Source organism: bacterium (assembly GCA_017744355.1).
Taxonomy (GTDB): domain Bacteria; phylum Cyanobacteriota; class Sericytochromatia; order S15B-MN24; family UBA4093; genus JAGIBK01.
Window position 1 is genome coordinate 371739 of the sequence record JAGIBK010000001.1, and the last position, 25395, is coordinate 397133.

22 protein-coding genes and 2 tRNA genes are annotated in these 25395 nt (G+C 67.8%); 8 read left to right on the plus strand and 16 right to left on the minus strand.

From position 1 onward, the window contains the following. Nucleotides 1–2: 2 nt before the first annotated feature. Together J7643_01815 and J7643_01820 are read left to right on the plus strand one after the other, a co-directional pair. Nucleotides 3–812 (plus strand): alpha/beta hydrolase, encoded by an 810-nt coding sequence (locus J7643_01815; GenBank protein MBO9539312.1) that lies wholly within the window; start codon nt 3–5, stop codon nt 810–812. Nucleotides 813–941: 129 nt separating this feature from the next. Continuing rightward, nucleotides 942–1952, plus strand: a complete 1011-nt coding sequence (locus J7643_01820) for a phosphotransferase (GenBank protein MBO9539313.1) — start codon at nt 942–944, stop codon at nt 1950–1952. A 129-nt stretch (nt 1953–2081) separates the two neighbouring features. Here the strand turns inward: J7643_01820 and J7643_01825 are convergent. Both J7643_01825 and J7643_01830 read right to left on the minus strand, forming a co-directional pair. Further along, nucleotides 2082–2154, minus strand: a tRNA-Glu gene (locus J7643_01825). 79 nt (nt 2155–2233) lie between these two features. Beyond that, nucleotides 2234–2306, minus strand: a tRNA-Glu gene (locus J7643_01830). Nucleotides 2307–2569: 263 nt separating this feature from the next. On the opposite strand from J7643_01830, the gene J7643_01835 reads away from it, so the two are divergent. Next, a complete protein-coding gene (locus J7643_01835) occupies nt 2570–3130 on the plus strand; it encodes a hypothetical protein (GenBank protein ID MBO9539314.1) in 561 nt (186 codons plus the stop codon). On the opposite strand, the gene J7643_01840 is transcribed toward J7643_01835, so the two are convergent. From J7643_01840 to J7643_01855, 4 genes are all read right to left on the minus strand, one after another. Next, nucleotides 3127–3558 carry an ATP-binding protein gene (locus J7643_01840; GenBank protein MBO9539315.1) on the minus strand — a complete coding sequence of 144 codons (432 nt, stop codon included), beginning with the start codon at nt 3556–3558 and terminating at the stop codon, nt 3127–3129. The two genes, J7643_01835 and J7643_01840, sit on opposite strands and share 4 nt — an antisense overlap. Nucleotides 3559–3647: 89 nt before the next feature. Next, nucleotides 3648–3836 carry a hypothetical protein gene (locus tag J7643_01845; GenBank protein ID MBO9539316.1) on the minus strand — a complete coding sequence of 63 codons (189 nt, stop codon included), beginning with the start codon at nt 3834–3836 and terminating at the stop codon, nt 3648–3650. 73 nt (nt 3837–3909) lie between these two features. Continuing rightward, nucleotides 3910–6141, minus strand: a complete 2232-nt coding sequence (locus J7643_01850; GenBank protein MBO9539317.1) for a carboxypeptidase regulatory-like domain-containing protein — start codon at nt 6139–6141, stop codon at nt 3910–3912. A 93-nt stretch (nt 6142–6234) separates the two neighbouring features. Then, nucleotides 6235–9483, minus strand: coding sequence for a tetratricopeptide repeat protein (locus J7643_01855; protein MBO9539318.1), 3249 nt, complete (start codon nt 9481–9483; stop codon nt 6235–6237). A 185-nt stretch (nt 9484–9668) separates the two neighbouring features. Between J7643_01855 and J7643_01860 the strand changes: the two genes are divergently transcribed. Further along, a complete protein-coding gene (locus tag J7643_01860) occupies nt 9669–10115 on the plus strand; it encodes a hypothetical protein (protein ID MBO9539319.1) in 447 nt (148 codons plus the stop codon). A gap of 50 nt (nt 10116–10165) precedes the next feature. Here the strand turns inward: J7643_01860 and mce are convergent, their stop codons facing one another. From mce to accC, 3 genes are read right to left on the minus strand one after another with little or no spacing between them, the layout of a single operon-like run. Further along, complete coding sequence (mce, locus tag J7643_01865; GenBank protein MBO9539320.1) at nt 10166–10588, minus strand: methylmalonyl-CoA epimerase; 423 nt, start codon at nt 10586–10588, stop codon at nt 10166–10168. Nucleotides 10589–10594: 6 nt separating this feature from the next. Continuing rightward, on the minus strand, nt 10595–12235 hold the full coding sequence (locus J7643_01870) for a methylmalonyl-CoA mutase family protein (GenBank protein MBO9539321.1): 1641 nt from the start codon (nt 12233–12235) through the stop codon (nt 10595–10597). 46 nt (nt 12236–12281) lie between these two features. After that, nucleotides 12282–14042: an acetyl-CoA carboxylase biotin carboxylase subunit gene (accC, locus tag J7643_01875; protein MBO9539322.1), complete on the minus strand. Its 1761-nt coding sequence runs from the start codon at nt 14040–14042 to the stop codon at nt 12282–12284. A gap of 520 nt (nt 14043–14562) precedes the next feature. Here accC and J7643_01880 point away from each other — a divergent pair. Both J7643_01880 and mutY read left to right on the plus strand, forming a co-directional pair. Then, complete coding sequence (locus tag J7643_01880; protein MBO9539323.1) at nt 14563–15840, plus strand: hypothetical protein; 1278 nt, start codon at nt 14563–14565, stop codon at nt 15838–15840. Between the two features lie 79 nt (nt 15841–15919). Further along, a complete protein-coding gene (gene mutY / locus J7643_01885) occupies nt 15920–17059 on the plus strand; it encodes an A/G-specific adenine glycosylase (protein MBO9539324.1) in 1140 nt (379 codons plus the stop codon). A 7-nt stretch (nt 17060–17066) separates the two neighbouring features. Here the strand turns inward: mutY and J7643_01890 are convergent, their stop codons facing one another. Then, nucleotides 17067–17327, minus strand: coding sequence for a hypothetical protein (locus tag J7643_01890; GenBank protein ID MBO9539325.1), 261 nt, complete (start codon nt 17325–17327; stop codon nt 17067–17069). A gap of 103 nt (nt 17328–17430) precedes the next feature. Between J7643_01890 and mutM the strand changes: the two genes are divergently transcribed. Further along, nucleotides 17431–18231 carry a bifunctional DNA-formamidopyrimidine glycosylase/DNA-(apurinic or apyrimidinic site) lyase gene (gene mutM, locus J7643_01895; GenBank protein MBO9539326.1) on the plus strand — a complete coding sequence of 267 codons (801 nt, stop codon included), beginning with the start codon at nt 17431–17433 and terminating at the stop codon, nt 18229–18231. A 6-nt stretch (nt 18232–18237) separates the two neighbouring features. On the opposite strand, the gene J7643_01900 is transcribed toward mutM, so the two are convergent. From J7643_01900 to J7643_01920, 5 genes are all read right to left on the minus strand, one after another. After that, nucleotides 18238–19116 carry a zinc ribbon domain-containing protein gene (locus J7643_01900; protein ID MBO9539327.1) on the minus strand — a complete coding sequence of 293 codons (879 nt, stop codon included), beginning with the start codon at nt 19114–19116 and terminating at the stop codon, nt 18238–18240. Between the two features lie 103 nt (nt 19117–19219). Next, nucleotides 19220–19753, minus strand: coding sequence for a tetratricopeptide repeat protein (locus J7643_01905; protein MBO9539328.1), 534 nt, complete (start codon nt 19751–19753; stop codon nt 19220–19222). Nucleotides 19754–19775: 22 nt separating this feature from the next. Continuing rightward, nucleotides 19776–20657, minus strand: coding sequence for an L-serine ammonia-lyase, iron-sulfur-dependent, subunit alpha (sdaAA, locus tag J7643_01910; protein MBO9539329.1), 882 nt, complete (start codon nt 20655–20657; stop codon nt 19776–19778). Between the two features lie 16 nt (nt 20658–20673). Next, entirely contained in the window at nt 20674–21351 is a 678-nt protein-coding gene (gene sdaAB, locus J7643_01915) for an L-serine ammonia-lyase, iron-sulfur-dependent subunit beta (protein ID MBO9539330.1), read from the minus strand. Nucleotides 21352–21466: 115 nt separating this feature from the next. Next, complete coding sequence (locus J7643_01920; GenBank protein MBO9539331.1) at nt 21467–22840, minus strand: hypothetical protein; 1374 nt, start codon at nt 22838–22840, stop codon at nt 21467–21469. A 190-nt stretch (nt 22841–23030) separates the two neighbouring features. Between J7643_01920 and J7643_01925 the strand changes: the two genes are divergently transcribed. After that, nucleotides 23031–23798, plus strand: coding sequence for a tetratricopeptide repeat protein (locus tag J7643_01925; protein MBO9539332.1), 768 nt, complete (start codon nt 23031–23033; stop codon nt 23796–23798). 56 nt (nt 23799–23854) lie between these two features. On the opposite strand, the gene J7643_01930 is transcribed toward J7643_01925, so the two are convergent. Further along, nucleotides 23855–25330 (minus strand): glucose-6-phosphate isomerase, encoded by a 1476-nt coding sequence (locus tag J7643_01930; protein MBO9539333.1) that lies wholly within the window; start codon nt 25328–25330, stop codon nt 23855–23857. Nucleotides 25331–25395: the final 65 nt, after the last annotated feature.

Consider the following 25395-nt stretch of genomic DNA (forward strand, 5'->3'; position numbering starts at 1 on the left):
TGATGGATTTACCAATCAAGACTCGGGATGCCTGGGTGGAAACCCCGCAGGGGCAACTGTTCACCCGCACCTGGGACGCGCACGGCGAAGGGGCGGATCTGCGAGAAGACACTCCGATTGTGCTCTTCCACGACTCACTCGGAAGCGTCGAACTTTGGCGCAGCTTTCCCGAGGCCCTGTGCATCACCACAGGGCGGTCAGTGGTCGCCTACGATCGCCTCGGCTTCGGGAGGTCCACCCCGTTTAGCGGCGAATGGACGACGAACTTCATTCACGTAGAAGCGCCGAACTTTTTCCCCGCACTTCGCGAGCAGCTCGGCATCCAGGACTTCATCGCCATGGGCCACAGCGTTGGCGGAGCCATGGCGGCGCTTTGCGCTGCGGCCTTTCCGTCGGCGTGCCGCGCCCTCGTGACGGAGTCCGCGCAGGCATTCGTCGAAGATCGAACCATCCAGGGGATCCGCGAGGCCAAGGCGGCCTTCCAACAGGAAGGGCAGTTGGATCGCCTCAAGAAGTACCATGGTGATAAGGCGCGTTGGGTGCTGGATGCCTGGACGGTGACCTGGCTCTCGCCGGAATTTCAGTCGTGGAATCTTGATGCGGACCTTTCAGAGGTCGTCTGTCCGGCCCTCATCATCCATGGGGAGCAGGATGAATACGGTTCCGTGGCTCACCCCATGAGGCTGGCCAAGGCGATGGCCGGCGAGACGCAGGTCGAGATATTGCCGGGCAGGCGCCACGTTCCCCACAAAGAGGCCGAAGGGCTAATCGTCGAGCTCATCAGGAGCTTTCTCGAGCGTGTGGTGCGCTAAACGCGTTGCTCAAGCTCCCAATCCAGACAGCGTGTCTATGCCTTAGGGCTGGGTGAGCTCCCGAAGGCTTGCTCTACAGGCGCTTTCCTGTGATTGTAATATTATCGCTATCTTGAGGACTGACTTTCAATGAACCAAACCTTGCGCGATCGATATTCCCCAACCGTGTTGGCCGTTTTTGCTCAGCGCTACGGCGTGCGCCCCGAGGAGGTGACCAACCTCGGTGGCTTTGAGAGCTTCGTCTTCGCCTTTTCGCGCGATGGGGGCGACTACATCCTCAAGATTACGCACACCGTCGCGCGCTCCTTTGAACACCTCGAAGGCGAGCTCGAGTGGTTGAACTACCTGGCGGACCACGGCGTTCCCGTTTCTCGTGCCGTGCCTTCGCTGGAAGGGCGTTTGATCGAGAAATTGGCGGACGAATCAGGCGAGTATCTCGCCATCGCCTACGAGAAGGCTCCGGGTACTCCGATCGTGCAGGCCGACATGACGCCCGCGCTGTATCGCACGTGGGGCAACTTGATCGGGCGCATGCACGCGCTTACGCGCGCCTACGAGCCGAGTCGACCGGGCTTGCGCCGTCAGACCTGGGAAGAGGTCAGCTTAGCGGGCTTCAAGGTGCCGGAGGATCACGCCTGGTTTGCCGAGCGCGCAGCGGCCCTCTATCCGCGCCTGCATGCGCTGCCGAAGGGCCCTGACGCTTACGGCCTCGTGCACAGCGATCTCCACTTCGGAAACGTCTTATTGCATGAGGGGCGCCTTACGGCCTTCGACTTCGACGATGCGCACTATACCTGGTTCGCCAACGATGTCGCGATCACCTTGTTCTATGTCCTGACCTGGTCCGCCCTCTGGAAGTGGGAGGCTGATGGCTTCGCCACCGAGTTCTTGACGACGTTTCTCGAGGGGTACCGAGAAGCGGCCCCCTTCGATGACGCCTGGCTCGCCTACTTCCCGGACTTCTTGCGCTTGCGGCGCTTGGTGCTGTACGGCGCTCTCTTCCAGGCCTTCGGGCCCGATGAGATGCCAGAGCGCGAGCGCAAGCTCTTCGAAACCCTACGGCAGGGCATTCTCACTGACAGCGAGGTCGTCGATTTGGACTTCACGCGCTTTGTCGCTCAAACCCCCGAGCGCTGCTAGGTTTCTGACGACCTAGGGCGAAACGCTATGAGCGCTGACCCGGGAACCCTTCACCCTGCCTGCCTCTGCGGGGGAAATCCCCAAAAGGAAATAGCCTGGATCTGATGGATCCAGGCTATTTCCTTTTAGTACCCGATACGGGATTCGAACCCGTGTTACCGCCGTGAGAGGGCAGCGTCCTAGGCCTCTAGACGAATCGGGCAGGCCATCGAAGGATCTTGTTAAGGGTGACCTGAGAAGCGAATAGCCTGGACCTTTTGATCCAGGCTATTTCGACTTAGTACCCGATACGGGATTCGAACCCGTGTTACCGCCGTGAGAGGGCAGCGTCCTAGGCCTCTAGACGAATCGGGCAGGCCATCGAATTACCTTCGATGTATTTATAATAGCACAGCTCCTTCGGCTTGCAAGCCTCGTGTCGAAAAAATTTCCGCTTGCTTAGTGTCTCCATAACCTGAAACCCAGGCGCATCAAGCCATCACAGGTTGGAAAAATTCTTGCGCCTGCTGGGTTTGAGGCCGCGTCGTTCGCCGATTCGCCGCTCCCATGCGCTCCCTGAGCGGGTTAAGCCTTAACAAAGCGAGGGTATACCTCTCGGGACGGGAGGTCGTGTCTCGATGAATCGCATGTTTGCCCTGGGCGTTGCCGCGCTGATGCTTTCGGGCTGTGGCCCCGCCTTCGACGAGCGCCACCTGGATGGCCTGGATCTCGCCGGCGCGACGGTCGCCGAGTTCCGGGACAAGTACGGCCCCGAAGAGGAGCGCAGCCCCCTCTACGTCATGGGTCTGCCGGTCTACCATCGCCTGCTCTTTAAGCTGCGCCCCGAGGATGCGAGTCGCATCACCACGGCGCCTTCAGGCAAGCTCTTCGTCGACGAGGGGTCGTCCCACAACGCGATCCGTGTTTGGCTGCCCCTTCCCAAGGCCCCCCGGAGCTACGAGGAGGCGCTCGGCCGCTGGGACAAGCCCAAGCGCAAGACCATCATTCAGCCCTCGGCGGGGGGCTCCTTGCCTCTCAACCTGATCGGCATGCGCTACGCCGAGTTCGAGGTGGGCGAGATGGAGGTCGGCCTCTTCTACGACGGCGACTCGGATCGGATCGCCATGATGACCTGGGCCCCCTTGTTCAAGGATGAGGAAGCGTCACCCAAGAAGAAGGACGACGCCGACGGCCGCTAGGCGGCGAGGTTCTTCACCATCACCAGCTCCTGGAGCCCGTCGCGGGTGGACCGGAACAGCACCAGGTCCATGAGCTGCTTCATCAGGAACACCCCGAGCCCGCTGGTGCGGCGCGCGGCCGCATGGGCTTCTAGATCGACCGGGGCCAGGCGATCGCCTTCGAAGCGCACCCCCGGGTTGGTCATGATCACCCGCACGTGGTCGTTCTCGCGGTACAGCTTGAGGGCGATACTCGCGTCGGGCGGCGAGCCCGCATGCTCGATCACGTTCGCGAGCGCCTCGTCGATGGCGAGGGTCAGGTCCGCGAGCGGTGCTTCGGGCAAGCCCGAAAGGCTCTTGGCCACGAAACGGCGGGCGCTCGCGAGCGACTGGGTGTCCGGCACGAAGCGCATCTCGGCGTAGACGTCGGCCTTCAAAGGTATCGACACGGCAACCTCCCCTTCGATCGGTGATAGGGAGGATTGTGCGCCGCCTGCATTACGCCTGTTTTACTGGTGAGTTGAGCAGAGGTGTGGGCTCAGCCCTCCAGGGCTTCCAGGGGCAGGGTGGTCGAAGCCCCTGCCGGCGAGCTGATGATCAGCGCGTTGCCCTCTTCCTCGTAAATCGCCGCCACGATGCGGCAGTCCTGGCACGCGTAAAGGCGTGCTGTCGCGCGCTGCAGGGCGCGCTGGCACGAGGGGCAGATAAAGGCTTGCTCGCTCGACATAAGCCCCTTGTACCCACATGGCGTTCGAATCCTGCTCCAAAATTTTTCGGTGGGATCCCCCCTCATCCGCCCGTCAAGGCGCGAGCCGCTGGCCGCCGACGCTCGGGCCGCTCGCGACGTTCCCCCCGAGCCAGCCCAAGAAGGCGTCGGCGCCGCTGCCCGCGACCGCGGGACCCGAGATCCCTGCCCCCAGGACGACGGCGAACGGGGTGCCGGGATTGGCCAGGTCCTTGTCGAGGACCTGGGCGAAGGCACCGGGGGCGTCCACGCGGCCGTCGACCCATGCGAGCAGGTAGCGGGTGGCATCGAGCGAAGCGATCGCAGGCGTACTCTCCTCGCCGTGGCCCGGGTGGAGGGCTCCCAGGTAGGTGGGGCTGGTGCCCAGCGCCGTGCCGCCCACGATCCGGCGTGCGCCGATCTCGCGCTGGCCGCTGCGGGTCTCGGACCAGACGGCCATCATGTGGCCGAGCCCCCCCGAGAGCATGGGCTGGCGCTGCGGGTTCGCCCCTTCGGCCACCGCGAACGCCGTGCCCGCTGCCGAGCCGAGGCTGTTGACGATCCGCGCCATGACGTCGGTGTCGCTGCCGATGGCCTGCTCCCAGCACACCGCGTAGGAGGAGCCGTCCCAGGCAGCACTCGGGCGCGAGGCGTTGCTCGATACCAGGGTGGCCGGGGCCCCGAGGCCGCTCGAGAAGAGCCGGCACTGAATCGACGAGGGTGCCTCCTGCCAGGCGACCAGGGCGTCGTTGACCCCCGGAGCCACCGCGATCGAGAGGATATCAGGCCGAGCGTCCGCGAGCATCACCGGCGCCCCGCTGGGGGCCCCTGCCGGATCGAGACGTAGGATCTTGATTTGGCGGCTGCCCACGGGCCCGTCCGCGTAAGCGAGCCAGAACTTGCCGCTGCCCCAGCTGAGCACCGGCATGGGGTCGGCCGAGAAGGTCGTGGCGATGCTCAGGTCGCTGGCGGCCCAGGCGGTGCCGCTCAGGCGCTGCCCCTGGATCCGGTAGGTCCCGCTCGACTCGTCGTAGCCGCTCCAGACGGCGATCGCCCCCGAGGAGCCGACGGCGACCGATACCCTGCTCTGTGGCGCGGCGCTGCCGTGGGCGAAAGGTGCCCCCACTGTGGGCGAGACGAAGACCCGGGCCTCGCTCGTGACGTTGCCGTTGGAGAGGGTCGCAAGGCCCATCCCGATCGCCTTCCCCTGGAACTGGCCAGGGGTGGCCGGGTCGGGGGTGAGCACGGCATCAGGGGTCGCCGCCCAGGTGACCAGGGGGGCCGAGAGGGCCGCGCCGGTGCTGTCGCTCGCAAGCGCCGTGAAGCGGAACGAGCCGTTGAGCGGCAGGATCAAGGGCCCGGCTGGCGAGGGCGTCAGGTCGCTGATCACCTTGAAGTCCCCGGGGCTGACCCCCGAGATCAGGCCGACCTTGACGACCACCCGGCCGCTCTGGGCCCCGTTCGGGACCTTGGTGCGGATGCGCTGGTCGTTCTCGACGGTCACGTCGCTCAGGCGCACCCCGTTGAGGTAGACCTCGACGGTGTTGCCCAGCGAGGTGGACTTGCCGAAGTTCTGGCCCAGGATCTCGAACTCGGCGCCGGGGCCTGCCATGGCCGGGCGCAGCTCGCGCACGGTCGGCGGCGTCAGGGAGAGGGGGAGGGCGTCCAGGGTCGTGACCTGGCCCGGCTTGACCTCCACGTCGGCGACCTCGCCTCGGCCCAGGCCCTGGTTGCTCGCCACAAGCCGGAAGCGGCCCGCCGGCACGTTGTTGAGCCGGAAGTTGCCCTGCTCGTCGGTCTTGACCATGTAGCTGAGGCCCGGGGTGAAGACGTCGGTCCCAAGCAGGTTGACCCCCGTGTGGTTGGGGGTGGTGATCCGGCCTGCGATGCTGCCCACCGGCGCCAGGCGCATGTCGCCGAGGTCGAGCATGACCCCCCCGCGCACCGCGACCGACTGGCGCACGGCCTTGCGATCGTCCGACTGGATCGCCTCGACGTTGACCTCGCCCTCGGGCGGGTTGGCGAAGGCGAAGCGGCCGTCCGTATTGGTGCGGACCTCGGAGGTGCTCTCGGAGACCCCCTGGGTCGTGAAGGGAATGCCGTTGGTGAAGGGGATGGCGTTGGTGAAGCTCGCCCGGACCAGCACCCCGCCCACCGGACGCCCTTGCATGTCGAGGATCCGCCCTCCCAGCGGTGACGGCGTCGTGGCCGGAGCCCCCCACGGCCACGGGCAGCCCCCGAGCAGCGCCGCCGAGAGGCAGGCCGCCGCGAGGGTCCATCGGAAGCTCGTCTGGGCGCTGTGGCGCATGCGGCTACCTTTCCGTGCGACGGGGGGAACATTCGCTTGCTCGATAATAGCCAAGGGGATGAGGGGCGGCCTCGTGAGGGATGGCCAAAAGACTTAGCCGGGAGGGGGCAGGTCGCGAGTCTCACCCTGCCAGGCGAGGGTTTCGCGGGCCCCCTGCACCCCGAGCGAAGAAAGCAGCCGATCCCCCTCGCTCGCGGCGGCCTTGGCCTCCTCGGGCCGCCCCTCGGCCCGCAGCAGGCGCGATGACAGCAAGAGGTGGCGGGCTCGATCGAGCGGGGTCTCGGCCTGAGCCAAGCAGCTTTCGGCCAAATCCAGGTGGGTGCGCGCCTGGCTCAGGTCGCCGAGCTCCAGGGCCGCCTGCGCCTGCGATCGCGCGATCGCCCCGCGCCGGAGCCAGTCGCCCTGGGCGGCGGCGAGCCCCATGGCCCGCTGGTGCCAGCGGTCGGCCTCGGGGTAGGCGCGCGCGGCCAGGGCGATGTCGCCCAGGGCCGCGCAGGCCTCGGCGATGAGCTCGGTCTCCTGGATGGCTTCGAGTACGCCGAGCCCCTCGAAGAGCACCGCGCGCGCCTGCTCAAGATCCCCTTTGAGGCGCAGGGCCTCGCCCAAGGCGCACAAGGAGGCGCCGATTCCGAAGCGATCGCCCAGCGTCTTGCGGATCTCGAGGGCCTCGCGGTGCTGGCGCTCGGCCTCGAGGGCCGCGCCGCGCCTTGCTGCGAGGTCACCCTGGTTGTTGAGGACGGTCGCGACGTGGCCCTGGTCCCCGATGCGCTGGTAGATGGCGAGGCTGCGCTGGTAGTGGCCCTCGGCCTCGGCCCACGCCCCGCAGTCGCTCTCGACCATGCCCAGGTTGTTGAGCGAGGAGGCGATTGCCGCGAGGTCCCCGGCGCGCTCGCGCGCCTCCAGGGCCTGGGCGTGGGCGCTGCGTGCCTCGCTCCAGCGATTTTGCCGGTAGTGGACGATGCCCATGACGCTCAGGGCCCGGGCGCGCTCGAGCTCGAGGGTGCCCGGCGAGAGGGAGGCGAGGGCCTCGTTGCAGTCGGCGAGGCAGGCTGCATGGTCGCCGCCCCGCAGCCGCAGCCAGGCCCGGTTGACCAGCAAGGAGGCGCGCAGGGTCTCGCCCGGCTGGACGAGCCCGAGCGCCTGCTCGTAGCTTTCGAGGGCGGCAGCGAACGCCCCACGCCGCTCGTGAATGCCGCCCAGGGCCTGCAGTAGCCGTGTCTGGGTCGTGGGAACCGGAGAAAGGGCAAGGGCTTGAACCAGGCGATCCTGAGCGGCGGCGTACTCGCCCAGGGTGGTCTCGACCTCGGCGAGCTCGAAGAGCAAGCCCCCTAGCCGCTCGGGTGCGTCGGGGAAGGCGGCGCGGTCCAGGAGGGCGATGGCCTCGCGCAGGCAGGTGCGGGCCTCGTCGTTGGCGTAGGTCAGGCGCGCCAGGCTCGCGGCGCGCTGGAGGTAGGAAAAGGCCTTTGTCGCCTCGTCGGCCTGTAGAAAGTGGCGCGCGAGTGCCGAAACTTGCCCGTCGTGGGTCCCATGGTGGTGCTCCAGGTGCTGGGCGACTCGGCGGTGCAAGTCGCGCCGCTTGCGCTGGAGCATGCCGTAGTAGACGACCTCATGCACGATCGCCTGGCTGAAGGCGTAACTCGAAGGCTCGCTCGGGCGAATCCACTCGCGCTCGGTCAGGCTCAAGAGGATCGCCTCGACCTGGGGGGTGCCCGCGATCGCTCTCAGCAGCGTCGGATCGAAGACCCGTCCGATCACGGCGGCCACCTCGAGCAGCTCGCGCTCGGGGGCGGGCAGGCGATCGAGACGGGCGGCCACCAGGCCCTTGAGCGAGGGCGAGAGCCCCGCCTCCAGGTCGGCCCCCTCGATCAGGGACCGCACCAGCTCCTTGAGCACCATGGGGTTGCCCTCGGAGCGCCGCACGGCCGCGTCCAGGTCCTGAGGGGACAGGGCGTCCTGCTCGGAGGTGAGGCTCGACGCCAGGCGTGTGGCCTCGGCCTCGCCCAGGGGCCGGACCGAGATCAGGCTCCGGTCGAGGCCCGGCGGCGAGGCGTCTTCGGGAAGCCGGGTGCCCGGGCGTGCCTGGGCGAGCACCATGAGCTGCCCCTGCCCCTGGGCGAGCGCCTTGGCGAGGGCTTCGAGCCAGTCCCACGAAGCGGCGTCGACCCACTGGACGTCCTCGACCACGAGGAGCAGGGGGGCCGTGCGCGAGGCGGTGATGAGGGCTCGGATCGAGGCCGCGACGGCCGCGTTGATGCGCAGGTGATCCGGCACCCCTTTCAGCGGCGCGTCGGTTGCGGCCACCCCCCAGAGGAGGGCGATCAGGGCCGCGTCCTCATCCTTGCAGGCATCGAGCGCGCCGAGGCGCTTGGCGAGCGTCTGCGAAAGCTCGCTCGGATGCGCCCCCGCGGCCAGGCCGAGCCAGGCTTCGAGGAGCTGGCGGACCAGCTCGAAGGCGCGGTCCTGGTGGTAGGAGACGCCGCGCCCCGCGAGCACTTGCCCCGGGCGCTCGGCGCGCATGAAGGCATCGACCAGGTGGGTCTTGCCGACCCCCGCCTCCCCCAGCAGGGTCACCCACTGAGGCACGCCCCCCTGAGCGGCTAGCCAGTGGTCGCGCAGGGCGGCGCGCTCGCGCTCGCGTCCCACCGTCTGCTGCGAGAGCCGGCGCGGTTCGCCGGGGGCATGGCGGCCGAGCAACTCGAAGGCCGCCACCCGATCCCGCTTGCCCTTGAGGGAGAGAGGGCTCAGGGCCCGGTAGCTGAAGGCCTGGCAGGTCAGCCGGTAAGTCTGCTCGCTGACGAGGATCGACCCGGGCTCGGCGGCAGCCTCCAGTCGCTGGGCCAGGTTGACCGCATCGCCCATGACGGTGTACTCGCGCTTGTGGGCCCCGCCCACCTCGCCCGCCACGACCAGGCCGGTGTTGAGGCCGATCCGGACCTTGAGGCCGAAGCCCATCCGCCCCTCGAGATCGGCCGCGAAGGCCTGGGCGGCCTCCTGCATGGCGAGGGCCGCGCTCACGGCCCGGTCCGGGTCGTCCTCGTGGGCGATGGGGGCTCCGAAGATCGCCATGACGGCGTCCCCGATGTACTTGTCGACCACCCCGCCGTACCGGTAGATCGGCGCGGTCAGGGCCGCGAAGCACTGGTTGATGATCTCGGTGACGGCCTCGGGGTCGAGCTGCTCGCTCATGGCGGTGAAGCCCGAGACATCGGCGAAGAGCACCGTCACCACCCGGCGATCGCCCACGGCGCCCTCGCGCGCGCCAGCCAGCAGCCGCGCGCCGCAGCGGCTGCAGAAGTTGGCGTCGGGCTCGACCGTATGCGAGCAGGTGGGACAAGGCTTCATCGGGCCCTCCTCGATCGCAGCCCCGGCAAGCCAGGGGCGCCCTGGATCCACCTTAGGCAACCGGCCGGAGCGAGACAACCGAGTGTTAGCCAAGCTTCTTCGTCGTGGTGAGTAGGCGGGCCGTAACCCGCGTCATTCGGAGCTATAATGAGGCTTTAGCGCCCCAATTCCGTGAAAGGCCCGTGATGCCCGCTTCATCCTCGCTGATGCCCCCTTCCCGCGCCGCTAAGACCGTGTTCTTGGTAGCGGGGGCCGCCTTCGGCTTCCTGCTCGCCGTCATGGTGGCGCTGATCGCCTTCAAGGGGGAGAGCTACTCGCAGCCCTCAGGCCTGCGCATGCCGTCGGGCCCGACCGAGACCCGCTACGCCGAACGCATGGCGAGCGAAGGGCACGAGGTCGCGTTCTACGAGGGCGGCAAGGTGAGCGTGCTGGTGAAGGAAGCCGAGTGGCAGGCCATGGCCAAGGACGATCGCTTCGCGCGCCATCGCTTCTTGAGTGACAGCAAGGCCAAGTTCGTCGCCCTCCAGCAGGAGCGCGGCGAGAAGGCCGTCTACACCATGAGCATCAAGAGCGCCGAGACCCACCGCCTCTTGGCCGAGGAGACGGACTTCAACCCCAAGTTCTACGATTAACAGCGAAGAGGCCCCCGGTTCAACCGAACCGGGGGCCTTCGCGTTTCAGGCTAGCAGCGCGAGCAGAGCTCCAAGAGGACCCCGTGAGTGCTCTTTGGGTGGACGAACGCGATCATCGCGCCGCCCGCCCCGGGCCGAGGCGCCTCGTCGATCAGCCGGTAGCCCTTCTCCTTGAGGTGAGCGAGGGCCTTGGCCACGTCTTCGACCCCGAGGGCCACGTGGTGGATGCCTTCGCCGCGCTTCTCCAGGAACTTGGCGATGGGGCTGTCGGGACTCGTCGGCTCGAGCAACTCGAGGCGGCTCTCGCCCACCTCGAAGATGGCGGTGCGGACCTTCTGGTCGGGCACTTCCTCGATCTCGTGCAGGGCGAGGGCGAGCCCGTCGGTGTACATGGGCATGGCGTCTGCGAGCGAGTGCACGGCGATGCCCAGGTGGTCGATCTTGCCGATGGCGAGCAGGTTCGGTTCGAGCATGGGGACCTACATCTTCACGGTGGCGCGGTAGGCGCCGAAGGCCTTGCGCAGGACGTCGCTGATCTCGCCCACGGTGGCGTAGGTCTTGACCGCGCGCAGGATGAGGGGCAGGAGGTTCTCCTCGCCCGCGGCCGCCTTCTCGAGGGCCGAGAGGGCCTCGGCGACGGCGGCGCCGTCACGCTCGACCTTGCGCGCCGCGAGCCGCTCCTGCTGGGAGCGCTCGACCGACAGGTCGATGCGCTGGATGGGCATGGGAGCCTCGTCCTGCACCTGGAAGCGGTTGACGCCGACCACCACGCGCTCGTTGTTCTCGACCTGGCGCTGGTAGCGGTAGGCGCTCTCGTGGATCTCCTGCTGGAAGAAGCCGTCCTCGACGCAGCGCAGCACGCCGCCCTTGGCCTCGATCTCGGCGAAGTAGCGCTCGACGCCCGCCTCGATCTCGGAGGTGAGGGCCTCCACGAAGTAGGAGCCGCCCAGGGGATCGACGGTGTTGGTGACGCCGCCTTCGTAGGCGATGATCTGCTGGGTGCGCAGGGCCGTCAGGGCCGAAGCCTCGGTCGGCAGGGCGATCGCTTCGTCCTTGGAGTTGGTGTGCAACGACTGGGTGCCGCCGAGCACCGCCGCCAGCGCCGAGATGGCCGTGCGGACGATGTTGTTGTCGGGCTGCTGGGCCGTCAGGCTCGAACCCGCGGTCTGGGTGTGGAAGCGCAGCTGCCAGCTCTTGGGATCCTGGGCCTTGAAGCGCTCGCGCATGATCTTGGCCCACACCCGGCGCGCCGCACGGAACTTGGCGACCTCTTCGAGCAGGTCCGTCCAGGCGCAGAAGAAGAACGAGAGCTGCGGGGCGAAACGGTCCACGTCCAGGCCCCGGTCCAGGGCCGCCTGCACGTAGGCGGTGGCGTTGGCCATGGTGAAGGCCACCTCTTGCACCGCGGTGCAACCTGCCTCGCGCATGTGGTAGCCCGAGATGGAGATGGTGTTCCAGCGGGGCATCACCTCGGCACAGTAGGCGAAGATGTCGGTGATGAGCCGCATGGAGGCCGCCGGCGGGTAGATGTAGGTGTTGCGGGCGATGTACTCCTTGAGGATGTCGTTCTGGATGGTGCCCGTGAGCTTCTCGGGGGAGACGCCCTGCTTCTCGGCCACCGCCTGGTACATGCACAGCAGGATCGCCGCCGGGGCGTTGATGGTCATCGAGGTCGAGACCTTGTCCAGCGGGATCCCTTCGAACAGCACTTCCATGTCGGCGAGGCTGTCGATGGCGACCCCGGTGCGGCCGACCTCGCCCGCCGCCAGCGGGTGGTCCGAGTCGTAGCCCATCTGGGTCGGCAGGTCGAAGGCGGTCGAGAGGCCCGTCTGACCCTGGCCGAGCAGGTAGCGGAAGCGGGCGTTGGTCTCCTGGGCGGTGCCGAAGCCCGCGTACTGGCGCATGGTCCACAGCCGGCTGCGGTACATGGTCGGCTGGATTCCCCGGGTGAAGGGGTACTGCCCGGGCAGGCCCAGGTCGCGCACGTAGTCGAGGCCTTCCACGTCGAGCGGGGTGTAGACCCGCTGCACCGGCTCGCTGGAGCCCGTCACCGTGCCCTCGGGGCGCTCGGGGAACTTGGCGACCGTGGCGGACACCTTGGTCTCCCACTGGGCGAGCATCTCGGAGAGACCGGGGATCGACTGGGGACGAACGGTTTCTTGCATCTTATTTCACCACCGCGAGCACCTGACCGCCTTCGACGGTCTGGCCCGGCTTGACGTTGAGCTCCACGACGGTGCCATCGGCAGGCGCCGTGATTTCGGTCTCCATCTTCATGGCCTCGAGCACCACCAGGGGCGTGCCCGCCGTGACCGTCTGCCCGAGCTCGACGTTCACCCGCGAGACCGTGGCGTGCATGGGCGCGGTCAACGACCCGGAGGCGGCGGCTGCCGTCGCCGAGCGGCTGGCTCCCGGTCGCTTGGGCTTGACCGCGGTGAGCGTCGCCTGCCCGCCGATCTCGCTGACGGTGACGGCGAACAGCTCGCGGTTGACGACCACCTCGAAGAGGCGCTCGGTGCCGCGCTCGCGGGGCTCATCACCCGCCGGCACGGCGGCGAGGGGGTCGATGGCGGGAGCCGCGAGCTTCGCGAGGTCTTCCTTGGTCATCTCCTGGCCGATGAAGTGGGTCGAGAGGTCGCCCGAAACGAAGGCGGGGTGGTCGAGGATCGCGAGGTGCAGGGGGATCGTGGTGGGCACGCCCTCGACGATCATCTCCTTGAGGGCGCGCTTCATGCGGGCGATCGCCTCGCTGCGGTCCTTGCCCCAGGTGATGACCTTCGCGATCATCGAGTCGTACTGGTCGGGGATGCGGTAGCCCGAGTAGACGGCGTCGTCGATGCGCACGCCCAGCCCGCCGGGGCGGCGGTAGCGGGTGATGAGGCCGGGGCTCGGGCGGAAGTTCTGGCTCGGGTCCTCGGCGTTGACGCGGCACTCGAGAGACCAGCCGCGGGGGTACAGATCGCCGAGCAACCACTCGGCGACGGGCTCGCCGGCGGCGATCTGGATCTGCTCCTTGACCAGGTCCACCCCGTAGACCATCTCGGTGACGGTGTGCTCGACCTGGATGCGGGTGTTCATCTCGAGAAAGTAGAACTCGCCGTCCTGGAACAGGAACTCGCAGGTGCCCGCGCTGTCGTAGCCGACGGCCTTGGCCATGCGCACCGCGGCCTCGCCCATGGCCCGACGCAGCTCGGGGGTCAGCGCCACCGAGGGGGCCTCCTCGACCAGCTTCTGGTGGCGGCGCTGGATGGTGCACTCGCGCTCGCCCAGGGCGATGGCGTTGCCATGGGCGTCGCAGAGGATCTGGATCTCGATGTGGCGGGGCTTGCCGAGGTAGCGCTCGATGTAGACTTCGCCGCTGCCGAAGTAGGCCTCGCCCTCACGGATGCCCTTGGCGATGGCGGCCTCGAACTCCTCGGGGGCGTGCACGACCTGCATGCCGCGCCCGCCGCCGCCGGCCGCCGCCTTGATGACGCAGGGGTAGCCGTGCTTGGCGGCGAAGGACAGGGCGACCTCGGGATCGGTCAGGGCCTCGGTGATACCGGGCACCACGGGCACGTTCGCCTCGATGGCCATGCGCCGGGCCACGGTCTTGGAGCCCATCAGGCCGATGGCGGCGGGGTTGGGGCCGATCCATTTAAGGCCGCGCTCGCGGCACTCGCGGGCGAAGGGCTCGTTCTCGGCGAGGAAGCCGTAGCCGGGGTGGACGGCGTCGGCGCCGGCGCGCTCGGCGATCGCGAAGATCGCCGCCGTCGAGAGGTAGGTGTCCGTGCCGAGGCTGTAGGCCTGGTCTGCGAGCTGGACGTGGCGCCCCTCCCGATCGGCCTCGGTGTAGATGGCCACCGTCTTGATCCCGAGCTCTTGGCAGGCCCGGATGATGCGGACAGCAATCTCACCGCGATTGGCGATCAGCACTTTCGAAAACATGGCAGGTCCTTCTGGTGCGAAAGGGAGGGAGCGCAAAGCGCGCCGACGCAGGAAGGAGGCCCGCGCGCCTGTTGGCATGATAGCAGAATCGATTGATTGCCGCTTGCTTACAGGCCCCCGGGGGCCCCAAGTTTTTTGGCCTTCTCGCCGATCAAGCGAGGCGCTGCCCAGCGGCTAGAATCGACGCCATGAAGACGGTGCGGCGTGAACGCCTGGGCCTTTCCTCCTTGATCCTCTGCTTGGGCGTCTCGCTCGGCACGAGTTGCCATGCGGCAGGCGGTCCTGCAGCACCCCGACCGGTCCCCATTCAGCCGGGCTGGAGCTTCAAGCCTCCTCGATCCTTGCCCGCCGCGCGCGCTGCCACCCCCTCGGCGACCCCCACGCCGCGCGAGGGCTGGGAGGGGTCCGAATGGAATTAAAATCAAGATTTAACATTCCATTGTTTTGGATCGACAATATTTAACGCAATCCCGCCCATATAGACAGTAGCTGAATCCCTTGAACGCATAAGGAGAAACGTATGGGTGGCATCGACCCGACGCTGGCAAATATTCAATCGACTGGCCTCTTCAAGGCCAAGACGGGACCGCTCGAAGCGGCTCAAGGCCCGGTCGAAAGTCCGATCGTCACTGACGTGGAGTCCGGGATCCAGTACCTGGAAACCCCGATCGAGAAGTCCAAGGCCGAGGCCTCCGGTCTCTCCCTGCCCGCCGTGGGCGGCGGCGCCATCAAGCCCGAGGCTGCAGGCGATCTCTTGCCGCCGACTTCGGGTGGGCCCGCGTCCCTCAACCTGGACAAGGTCGAGGACCAGAACCGCTTCAACGTCATGCAGCAGGTCTTCAACATGAAGAACCAGGCTGCCTCGGCCGTGGGCGGCGAGGGCGAGGTCGACATCTCGAGCCAGGCCACCGGCAAGGCCAAGAAGGCCGATGCCCCCAAGAAGAAGAAAAAGGGCGGCTTCCTCAGCAAGCTCAAGAACCTGGTCGCGAAGGTGCTGCCCGTCCTCTCTCTGGTCTCCATGTTCGTGCCCGGCCTCCAGGTCGTCTCCATGGCCCTCAAGGTCGCCCAGATGGCCACGAAGGCCATCGAGCTCGCCGAGGCCCTCAAGAACGGCAACTGGAAATCGGCGCTCGGCGCCATCGCCGGGGCCGCGAGCGGCATGGGCGGCGCCCTGGGCGAAGTCGCCAAGTGGGGAGCCAAGGGGGTCGAGGTCCTCGGCGCCGTCGAAAAGGGCGGTCTTGCGGGCGGTCTCGGCGCGCTGGGCGGCATGGTCGGCGGCGACGTGGGCAAGTACATGAACATGGGCGCCAAGGCGGTCGGCGCCATCGAGAACAAGGACCCGATGGCCCTCATCGGCGCCATCGGCGGCGACGACGGCCTCGGCAAGATCCTCGACCAGAAGACCATGGGCGTGCTCAACGACGCGGTCACCGTGGCCAACGGGGTTCTCAAGAAGGACGCCGGCGAGCTCCTCAAGGGCATGGGCAACCTGACGGGCAGCCCGGAGCTGCAGCAGCTCGGTCCGGTCGTGGACGCCTTCAACAATGGCGGCTTCGACGCCGCCGTCGGCGCGCTCAACAAGTCGGGGGTGCTGCCCGAGAACGTCTCCAAGACCCTCGGCGATACCCTGCCCGCCGCGACCAAGGCCTTCAAGGCCGCGTCCTCGGAGGACTGGGGTCAGTTCAACGATGCCTTCAAGGGCTTCTTCGACACCGACACCGGCAAGGCGGTCCAGGAGGCGGTCAACGAGCAGGCTTCCGATGCGGTCAACTCGATGCTTGGCCTCGCCAACGTCTAGTCCCTACTCGGTTACCTTCGCAGCCGCAACGCCTACGGGCGTTGCGGCTGCGGCTTTAGGGGTGGTACGCTGCTGCCTGATGGCCGCACGTACACCTTCAATCCAACCCGTCCCCCTCTCGAACGCGCATGCCCGCGGGCTCGGCGCTGAGCTGCTCACCTGGTTCGAGGCGAATAAGCGCTCCATGCCCTGGCGCGGCACGCGCGATCCTTACCGGATCTGGGTCTCGGAGGTCATGCTCCAGCAGACGCAGGTGGCGACGGTGATTCCTTACTACGAGCGCTTCATGCGGCGCTTCCCGTCGATCGAGACCCTCGCCTCGGCACCGCTCGACGAGGTGCTGAAGCACTGGGAAGGGCTCGGCTATTACTCTCGCGCGCGCAACCTCCAGAAGGCCGCCCAGGCCGTTGTCGCCGAGCACGACGGACGCTTCCCCGAGGCTTACGACGCTATTCGGGCCCTGCCAGGCATCGGCGACTACACGGCAGGCGCCGTCGCCTCGATTGCCTACAACCAGCCGAAGCCCGCCGTGGACGGCAACGTGTTTCGGGTGCTCGCGCGCCTCTTCCTCGTCGAGGACGATGTGGCGCAGCCCAAGAGTCGCAAGCGCTTCGAGGACCTCGCCCAGCGCCTGATCCCCGAGGGAGAGGCGTGGCGCTTCAACCAAGCCCTGATGGAGCTCGGGGCGACCGTTTGCACGCCTACTCAGGCCCAGTGCGCCTCGTGCCCGCTGAGTTCGCGCTGCGGCGCGCACCGCGAAGGGCGCGTCGCCGAGTTGCCCGTCAAGAGCAAGAAGGCGCCGCCGCGGCCCGTGACGTTCGCGGTCGGCCTGATCGCCGATCCGCTCGGGCGGTTCTTGGTCGTGCGTCGGCCGGCCGAGGGGCTGCTCGGAGGGCTATGGGAGTTCCCGACCTTCGAGCTGGCGTCCGAGGCTGAGGCGGCTTCGGCGCTTGCGGAAGCCTGCGCGGAGCGCTTCGGCCTTGAATTGGAAACGCTGGAGCCCCTGGTGACGGTCTTTCACCAGTTCACCCACCTCAGCGCGGAGTACCGGGCCTTTGCTGCCACGCCTGCCGCAGACGCACTGCTGCCGGGCGAAACGGATGATCGGCGATGGGTGCACCCGGAGGGGTTGGAGGCCTTTGCCTTCCCCCAGGCGCACCTCAAGATCCGGCAGGCGCTCTCGGCGCCGCGCCAGCTCGATTTGGGCTTGCGATCCTAGGGAAACGCTAGACGTCCTCGCCCGCGTGGGCGAGGGCTGCAAGCTCGGCCCGGACGGCCATCTGGGCGCCGATGTAGCCCGAGAGGATCCCGTCCTCGAAGTTGTACTGGGCATCGACGTTCAACTCGGGGAAGTCGTGCGGGTTGAGCACGTCGTCCGGGGTGATGGTGGGGTTGATCTCGCGCGCGATCCGCAGGACCTTGGCGCGCTGGTGGTCGATCATCTGGTCGAAGAGCGCATCGAGGCGCTCGCGAACGTTCACTGGCATGGCGCAATCCTCTCTTGAGGTGCCCATCTTACCACGCTTTCGAGCGACCCTTACCCTTCTGAGGTGCTTCACGTACCCTGTTCCCGGATGCTAAGGAGGGCCGATGCCCGAACTGCCTGAAGTCGAGACCATCCGCTGCGACCTGGCGCCCCTCTTGGTGGGGCGGCGGATCACCCGCGTCACCCAGGCCCTGGACGATCCCCATTACCGGAACCTGTACGAAGCCGCCGGGCACCGCGTGGAGGCCCTGCGCCGGAGGGGCAAGTACTTGATCGCGGACCTGGGGGAAAAGGAGCTGGTCATCCACCTGGGCATGACCGGTCAGCTTGCGATCGCTCCCACTCCGAGCGCTAAGATGCGCCACCTGCACGTCACCTTCCACCTGGACGACGAGACCGCCTGCTACTTCAACGACCCGCGCCGCTTCGGCTGGTTGCAGGTGGTCTCGCCCGGCGACTACCGGCAGATCCCGACTCTGGCAAGCATGGGGCCCGAGCCTTTGTCGCCGGACTTCGCCCTTGCGCCCTTCGCCCAGCGCATGGCGCGGGCGCGTACTCTGAAGCCCCTGCTCTTGAACCAGAAGGTGGTGGCGGGGCTCGGCAACATCTACGTGGACGAGGCCCTCCATCTCGCTCGCCTGCACCCAGAGCGCGGAGCGCTGACGCGTGCCGAGTCCAAGCGCCTGCATGCGGCGATCCAGGAGGTCCTGCGATACGGCGTTGAAAATCGGGGGACGACCTTCCGGGATTACCGGGACGGCATGGGCGCCTACGGCACCAACCAGGATTTCTTGCGGGTCTTCGGACGCGAGGGAGAGCCCTGTCCGGCTTGCGGCACGACTATCGTCAAGACGTGGCTAGGCGGTCGCGGAACTCACTACTGCCCCAGGTGCCAGCGCCTCTAAGCCTGCTTAGAGCGGGGTGCTCTGGATCCGGTCCAGCCGCTCGGATCCCTTGCCCTCGCCGATCCCCTCGTCCGAGCCGACCGTCGGCAGCGCGCGGGGTGATTCGATCCCGACCGCGAGCACCCGGTCATTCCCCGGCATCGTCACGATCTTGACCACGACGCCTTGTCGCAGGTACTTCATGGGTAGCAGGCCGGAGACCAGGTTCTCCTCGATGGGGGTGCCGTAGAGCCGGCTCGCCTTGGCGATGCGATCGCCCACGCGCAGCCCTTCGCTCGTGCGATACACCTTGTCGAGGACGCCGACCTGGTAGACCTTGCCGTCCAGGAAGGTCACCGTCAGGTTCGCCACCTCCGAGTCGGGGGTGAGTCCGTACTTCCAAAGCCCGACCCGGTGCGGCTTGCCGTCGCGCCCGTTCCAGAAGACTTCGGTCGGCTTGATGTCCGGCTTGCCGATGCGCCGCTCGACCGCCTGCTGCGGATCGCCGACCTTGATGCCGGCGAGGCTCGGGGCCTGCAGGAACGGCGTTCGCAGGTTGCCGATCCCCTGCGCGCCGAGCCAGAGCCCGGCGGCGACCGCGGTGGCTGCCAGGGCCTTGAAAAGACGGCTGCTCCAGGGGCTGATGAGCTTAGGAGGGCGCGAGGCCTTGGGCAGGTAGGCCCCGCAATCGCCGCAGTGGCGATCGCTCGGCGTCAGGATCTCGCTGCCGCAGGCAAGACAGCAGTATGGGCCGGGGCCGAGCAGCGAGGCGCCGCACTGGGCGCAGAAGGCGCTGTCGTCGATACTCTTGGTGCCACAGCAGGCGCAACGCAAGTAGACCCGGGCCTGCGAGGTCGGGCGCTTGAAGGCGTATCGCTTCTCCGCGGGATGCGATTCTCGATCCACGGCGGCTCTCCTCGGAGGCGCTTGCGCGAGGCTTCGAGCCCCGGGCGCGCTGCCGCGATGATACCGGAGCCGTCCGTCGCCTCCAAGAAGCGATCGAGGTTTGTCAGGTCGAGCGGCGCGTGAGGAGATGGCGCAGGCGATAGCCCAGGGATTGCTGGCGCTTGATCTGGGCCTTTGCCTGTTTGAACTGCGCGAGGGCGAGCACCTGGTGCTCGCGCAGCGAGCCCCCCTCGCCCACCGAGAAGTCGATCTGCTCGGCGGCGGCCTCGTTGAGGCGCGCCTGGGCCTGGGGGTCATCCGGCTTGCGGAGCAGGGCCTGGCGATACTGGGCGACCGCCCAGTCGCGACGGCCCGCCTGCAGGTAGGTCTCGCCCATCTGGAAGAAGGGCTCAGCGTCCTCGGGATCGAGCTTCATGAGGTGGTGGTAGTGGACGAGGGCGTCCTCGTAGCGCTCCTGATCGCGCAGGAAGGCCCCGAAGGCCAGGCGCGTCGGCTTGAAGTCGGGCGCGATCTCGAGCGAGGCCGTGAACTCGTTCTCGGCTTCTTCGAAGTAGCCCTCGCGCGCGAACTCCAGGCCGCGCTCCAGGTGCTCCCGGACCATGTCCCGGGACTTGTTCTTGGATTTGAACCACCACATGATCGACTGTTCTCGCTGGGAATTAGAGGCTGACCTTGGAGTCCATCACCTTCTTGCCCGTGGGGGTGATGGCGAGGCCGCCGCAGGCGGTCTCCTTGTACTGGCTCGGCATGGCCTCGCCGATTTCCTTCATGGCCGAGATGACCTCGTCGGGCGGGATGAAGCTCTCGATGCCCGCGAGTGCGAGCTCGGCGGCGACGGTCGCCATGGCGCTGTACATGGCGTTGCGCTTGACGCAGGGGACCTCCACCAAGCCACCGACCGGGTCGCAGGCGAGCCCCAGGGTGTTCTTGACCCCGAGGGCCATGGCGTGGACGACCTGGCGCGGGGTGCCGCCCGCGAGCTCGCAGGCAGCCCCTGCCGCCATGCCGGTGCTGACGCCTACCTCGGCCATGCAGCCGCCCTTGGCGCCCGAGATGGTCGAGTTGTTGGCCATCACCATCCCGAGGCCCGCCGCCACGAACAGGGCGTTGACGATCTGGTCGGGGGTGCTGCCGAGACGCTGGGAAGCACCCCAGAGGGTCGCGGGCAGGATGCCCGAGGAGCCCGCGGTGGGGGCGGCGACGATCCGCTCCATACCTGCCGAGCATTCGTTGACGGCGAGGGCGCGGGCCGCCATCCCCGCGGCGATGGGATCCAGGAGCTTGGGGGTATGGTGGGCCATGGCGTAGCCGGTGCCGCTGACCAGGCCGCCGAGGCCGGTCTTGGGGGCCTCGGTGCCGCGCTGCATGGCTTCGAGCATGATGCTCCAGCGCGCGAGCATGGCGTTCCAGATCGAGGCGCGGGGGAAGTTGGAGGCCTGGATCTCGTAGCGCAGGGTCACCTCGCCGATGCCCACCCCCATCTCTTCGGCCAGGGCGAGGAGGTCGGCGATCGAACGGAACTGGATCTCGGTATCGGTCATGGCGTCAGGCGTCCTCTCAGGCGAGCTTGGGAAGGTAGCGGACCATCTTCATCTCGGGCAGCTCGGCGATCGCCGAAAGGGCCGCGTCGGGGATGGGATGGTCGCCCTCGATGGTCATGAAGGCGTCGCGGCCCTTCTGCTGGCGCGCCACGTTCATGAAGGCGACGTTGATACCGTGCTCGGCCAGGATCCGCGTGACCTGGAGGATGACCCCCGGGGTGTCGGCGTGCACGGTCACGAGGGTCGGGAACTCGCCGCTCAGGCGCACCTGGTACCCGTTGACCTCGGTGATGGCGACGTTGCCGCCGCCGATCGAGGTGCCCGTGAGCTGGATGGTGTCACCCGAGGGGGACTCGAGAATGAGCCGCGCCGAGCAGGGGTGCACCTTGGGGCCGAGATCGGTCTCCCCGATGGTGAAGGCCATGCCGGCCGCCTCGGCGCGCTCATAGGCGTAGCGGATGTCCGGGTCGTCGGTGGCCATGCCGAGAAGGCCGCCGACCAATCCCTTGTCGGTGCCGTGCCCGGGGCCGGTCTCGGCGAACGAGCCGTGCAGGAGGATCTCGGCGCGGCGGGGGGTGGCCCCGAGGATGGTGCGCGCGAAGGCGCCGATCCGGACCGCGCCGGCGGTGTGCGAACTGGAGGGGCCGACCATGACCGGGCCGATGATGTCGAAGACGCTCTTGTACTTGCTCATGGAGACCTTTCAAAAGCCGACCGAGCCGCATGCGGCACGACGGCGCAGGCCGCAGGGCGGGTGTCGAGGGGTATTCTAGCACACCCGCCCTTCTCAGGGGGCGGGGGCCGAAGGGCTAGTGTTCGCTGTCCGTGGGCGGCTGGAGACGCGCATCCCAACGCTCGCCGGTGCGCGGATCGAGCCACTGGAAGCGGGTGAAGCCCTCGCCCGGAGCGAGCCACTCGCTCCACTCGGTGGTCTTGCCGTCGCGCTGGCGCTTGAAGTCGATCCGCCAGCTGGTGTCCCAGGACTCGGTGGCGGCCTCGGTCGCAACCGGCGCGTGCGCCACCGCCTGGATGTCCGGGGCGGCTTGCCAGCTTTGGCCGTCCGCCATGGGCACGGGGTAGGTGACCGACGGGCGGTAGGCCGCTGCGAACTGGACGCCGGTGGCGGTGCGCTTCATCAGGAAGCGCAGCTCGTTGCCCGCCCATTCGCCCGACTCGACGCCCTGGACGAGCAGCCCGTTGGCCTTGGGGGTGACCTTGGCCACCTCGCGGGTCAAAAGCCCCAGGCGCTGGCCTTCGCCGTCGAAGAGGTCGTAGGCCCAGCGGCGGCCCGGCTCGGTGGGAAAGAGGCGATCGTCGGCCATGGCCCGCTCGGTGGTGTCGACGGTCTGCTCGACGCTAGCCGCCGCCGTGGCGGTCGCCGTCGGGCTTGCGGGCTGGCTCGAAAGCGGCACGGCGGCCGGAACGGTTACGACCGAGGCACTGGCGGCCACGCTCGAACTCGCGACGGGCTCGGCCGGGATCGGGGTTTCGAGGACCTTGGCCAGCGCGCGGTTGAGGATAGGATCGAGCCGCGCGAGGGTCTGGGCCGTGTCGAGGACCGACCAGGTGCGCGCCAGGTTGGGCAGGTACCGAGGGTCGTAGGCGCCGGTCGAGGTGCGGATGGCCTGGTTGACTGTCTTGGTCCCCTCGAGGATCTGCTGGTAGTCCAGGTGGCGCAGGTCCTTGAAGCTGAAGCGCTGGGCGATCTTGCTGGTGACGAGGGTGGAGGCGACGGTGATCGGGAAGATGGGGGCGGCCTGCTCGGTGCCGTCCACGCGGATGAGCGCGGTCATGGAGACGGTGCCGTTCGGGGTCTTGAACTCGGCACGCACCGGCACCAGCTGCCCCTGGGGCACGGCGAGGCTCGCGTAGCCCAGATCGTCGGTCGTGTCGGTCACGTTCGGCTGCGAGTCGAGGAAGACGCGGGCCCCGACCACGCTGCGATCGTCATACTGGCTCTCGGAAAAGGTCGCCGGCGGCTGGGAGACGGGGGCGAGCGTCACGTTCTCGGAGAGCGAGGCAGGTACCAGCACGCGGAAGCGCGCCCGCACGACCCGGTTGCTTTCGACTTCGGGCGCGGTGGCGTTGTCGCTCAGCCCCATGAAGCCCGGCGCCTGACAGCCCGTCAGGACGGTCAAGGCAAGGGCGATCGCAAGGGTCCGACGTGAGACGCTAGGACGCATGAGGGGCCTCCGAGACGCGGCAAGGGCGCTCCGTTGAGCGGTCTGCCGAGACTTCTAAGGATTGTAACGGATGTCACAAAAGCGTGCAATCCTAGGTTAGTTTCTACCCGCGACGCGGGTTTCCGGCACGCGGCCGAGCGGGTAAGATCCCCTTGGCCCATGCGCGTGGGCGTGTTTCGACGAGGTCCCCATGTCCAGTTCGATCGACCCATTCGATGCTCCTCTCATCCGCCTCGGGCGCGCCTACGTGGCGTCGGGCTCGAAGGCCGAGGGCCTCGCCGCCTATCGCCGGGCCGTCGAGGAGGACCCCGAGGCCTATCCCGGCTACCTCCTCTTGGGGCTCGAGGCGTGCGCGGCGGGCGAGTGGGAAGAGGCCTTCCGCCGCTTCGTGGCGGTGGTCGAGCGAGCGCCGGCACTCGCCGAGGGCTATCAGAACCTGGGGGTGGTCTACTGGCACCTCTCGGATCCCGCGAGCGCCCTGCGCTGCTGGGAGAAGGCCCTTTCGCTCAAGCCGCGCTGCCCCGAGGCGCTCGTCAACCTCTCGACCGCTCACATGGACGCCCAGCGCTACGATGAGGCGCGGGCGTGCCTGGAGCGCGCGATCGCCGTCTCGCCGCATGCGGCCGCCCCCTACAACAACCTGGGGGTCTCGTTCGCCCTCTCGGGCCAGGCCCACGAGGCGGCGACCTGCTTCGAGCGCGCCGTCTCCCGCGACACGAGCTACGCAGCCCCCTTGCGCAACCTGGCGCACCTGTACTGGCACAAGGGCCAGCAACACGAGGCCCAGCACTGCCTCAACCAGGCGACGGTCGCCCGGCGCCAGGAGGCCGTGTCCCTGGCGGGCTTCCAGCTCCTGATGCCGCTCGCCGCCTGTAACGACGATGACGTCCCTGAGGACGCCTACGAACCCGACGACGGAGGTCTTCGGGTCTACGACCTGGACGTCGAGCCGGTCTAAGCAACAGCAGGGGCGGTCGGAAACCCGACCGCCCCTGCTGTTTTTGGCCGTTGAGCCTAGACGATGAAGTCGCTCGAGCCCTTGGGCCGGGCGTCGAACTCGGCCTTGTAGTGCGCCTTGTCCGCGCGGCCGAGGTTGCCGAACATGAAGTTCTTGTACGCCTCGACGCCGGGCTGGTCCAGCGGGTTGATGCCCATGAGGTAGCCCTCGGCGACGGTGGCGATCTCGAACAGGTAGATCAGCTGTCCCAGGGTGAAGGCGTTGAGCTGCGGGATGAGCAGGTTCATGCTCGGGCGCTGATCCTTGGCGTAGGCGTAAGCGGTGCCCTCCATGGCGCCGAGGAGCATCTCGGAGAGGTGCTTGCCCGCCAGGTAGTTGAGGCCGTCGGCGTCGCCCTCGACCTTGGGAATCACCACGTCCCAGTCGGGGGTCTCGAGGACCAGGTTGGTGACGACCATGGACCGGGGGCCCTCCTGGACCTGCTGGCCGCGCGAGTGGAGGTCGCGGGTGTTGACGGTCGCGACCGGGATGACCCCCTGGCCGTCCTTGCCGAGGCTCTCGGCGCAGAGTTGGTCGTACCAGTAGGTGAAGAACTCGAGGCGCTTGGTCCAGGCGGCCATCACCGAGACGGAGCGGCGGGCCTTGTAGGACAGGTGGCGCAGGGCCGCGTACATGTAGGCAACGTTGTCGTGCAGGTCGGGGTTCTTGCAACGCTCGGCCATGTACCGGGCACCGGCGACCAGCTCGTGGATGTTCACCCCGGCGATGGCCGCGGGCAGCAGGCCGACGGCGGTCAGGACCGAGTAGCGGCCGCCCACGTCGTCGGGGATGGAGAACTGCTGGTAGCCCTCGGCGTCGGCGATGCCCTTGAGGGTGCCCTTGCTCGCGTCGGTGGTCGCCACCACGTACTCGGGATGGTCCGCCCCATAGACCTGCTTGAGGCGCTGCTGCATGAAGCGGAAGGCGACGGCGGTCTCGAGGGTGGTGCCGGACTTGGAGATGACGTTGACGGTGAAGGCGTCGTCGATCCCCTCGGGCCGCTGGGTGGGCAGCATGCCCATCAGGGCGTGCAGGTAGTCGGCATCGACCGCGTTGCCCTCCCAGTAGAGGCGCGGACGGCCCTTGCGGCGCTGGCGGGAGATCTCGTTGCGGAAGGGGTTCTTGAGGGCCTCGATCACCGCGCGAGCACCCAGGTAGGAGCCGCCGATGCCGAGCACCACGTGGCGATCGCCCAGGGCCGCGATGCGGTCGGCGGCCGCCTGGATGGCGTCGAGGGTGTCCGTGCTCTGGTAGGGCAGATCCAAGAAGCCGAGGAAGTCGTTGCCGCGGCCGGTGCGCTCGGTGATCTGGCGGTGGACCTCCAGCATGCGGCCTTGCAGGCCCCAGACATCGGCGGCTTCGAGGCCTTCGATGTGGCCGATGGCCCCCGCCATCATGTTGTTGAAGTCAAGCTTGAGGGCCATGGAGCGCTGCCAGGCGGGATCCGTGTAGGTCGGAGTCGAGGCGGTGTGGGGAGAGGAGCCGTGAAGCATGGACCTTTCCTTTCTGTGACGGGGGCTGGTTGCTTTTGGGGGGGACTTGAATTAAGTTTAGTGCC

Bases quoted from the DNA above. Each gene is read 5' to 3' on its own strand.
- J7643_01815 (MBO9539312.1), top strand. From the start codon at position 3: ATGGATTTACCAATCAAGACTCGGGATGCCTGGGTGGAAACCCCGCAG.
- J7643_01820 (MBO9539313.1), top strand. From the start codon at position 942: ATGAACCAAACCTTGCGCGATCGATATTCCCCAACCGTGTTGGCCGTT.
- J7643_01835 (MBO9539314.1), top strand. From the start codon at position 2,570: ATGAATCGCATGTTTGCCCTGGGCGTTGCCGCGCTGATGCTTTCGGGC.
- J7643_01845 (MBO9539316.1), bottom strand. From the start codon at position 3,836: ATGTCGAGCGAGCAAGCCTTTATCTGCCCCTCGTGCCAGCGCGCCCTG.
- J7643_01850 (MBO9539317.1), bottom strand. From the start codon at position 6,141: ATGCGCCACAGCGCCCAGACGAGCTTCCGATGGACCCTCGCGGCGGCC.
- J7643_01855 (MBO9539318.1), bottom strand. From the start codon at position 9,483: ATGAAGCCTTGTCCCACCTGCTCGCATACGGTCGAGCCCGACGCCAAC.
- J7643_01860 (MBO9539319.1), top strand. From the start codon at position 9,669: ATGCCCGCTTCATCCTCGCTGATGCCCCCTTCCCGCGCCGCTAAGACC.
- mce (MBO9539320.1), bottom strand. From the start codon at position 10,588: ATGCTCGAACCGAACCTGCTCGCCATCGGCAAGATCGACCACCTGGGC.
- J7643_01870 (MBO9539321.1), bottom strand. From the start codon at position 12,235: ATGCTCGCCCAGTGGGAGACCAAGGTGTCCGCCACGGTCGCCAAGTTC.
- accC (MBO9539322.1), bottom strand. From the start codon at position 14,042: ATGTTTTCGAAAGTGCTGATCGCCAATCGCGGTGAGATTGCTGTCCGC.
- J7643_01880 (MBO9539323.1), top strand. From the start codon at position 14,563: ATGGGTGGCATCGACCCGACGCTGGCAAATATTCAATCGACTGGCCTC.
- mutY (MBO9539324.1), top strand. From the start codon at position 15,920: ATGGCCGCACGTACACCTTCAATCCAACCCGTCCCCCTCTCGAACGCG.
- J7643_01890 (MBO9539325.1), bottom strand. From the start codon at position 17,327: ATGCCAGTGAACGTTCGCGAGCGCCTCGATGCGCTCTTCGACCAGATG.
- mutM (MBO9539326.1), top strand. From the start codon at position 17,431: ATGCCCGAACTGCCTGAAGTCGAGACCATCCGCTGCGACCTGGCGCCC.
- J7643_01905 (MBO9539328.1), bottom strand. From the start codon at position 19,753: ATGTGGTGGTTCAAATCCAAGAACAAGTCCCGGGACATGGTCCGGGAG.
- sdaAA (MBO9539329.1), bottom strand. From the start codon at position 20,657: ATGACCGATACCGAGATCCAGTTCCGTTCGATCGCCGACCTCCTCGCC.
- sdaAB (MBO9539330.1), bottom strand. From the start codon at position 21,351: ATGAGCAAGTACAAGAGCGTCTTCGACATCATCGGCCCGGTCATGGTC.
- J7643_01920 (MBO9539331.1), bottom strand. From the start codon at position 22,840: ATGCGTCCTAGCGTCTCACGTCGGACCCTTGCGATCGCCCTTGCCTTG.
- J7643_01925 (MBO9539332.1), top strand. From the start codon at position 23,031: ATGTCCAGTTCGATCGACCCATTCGATGCTCCTCTCATCCGCCTCGGG.
- J7643_01930 (MBO9539333.1), bottom strand. From the start codon at position 25,330: ATGCTTCACGGCTCCTCTCCCCACACCGCCTCGACTCCGACCTACACG.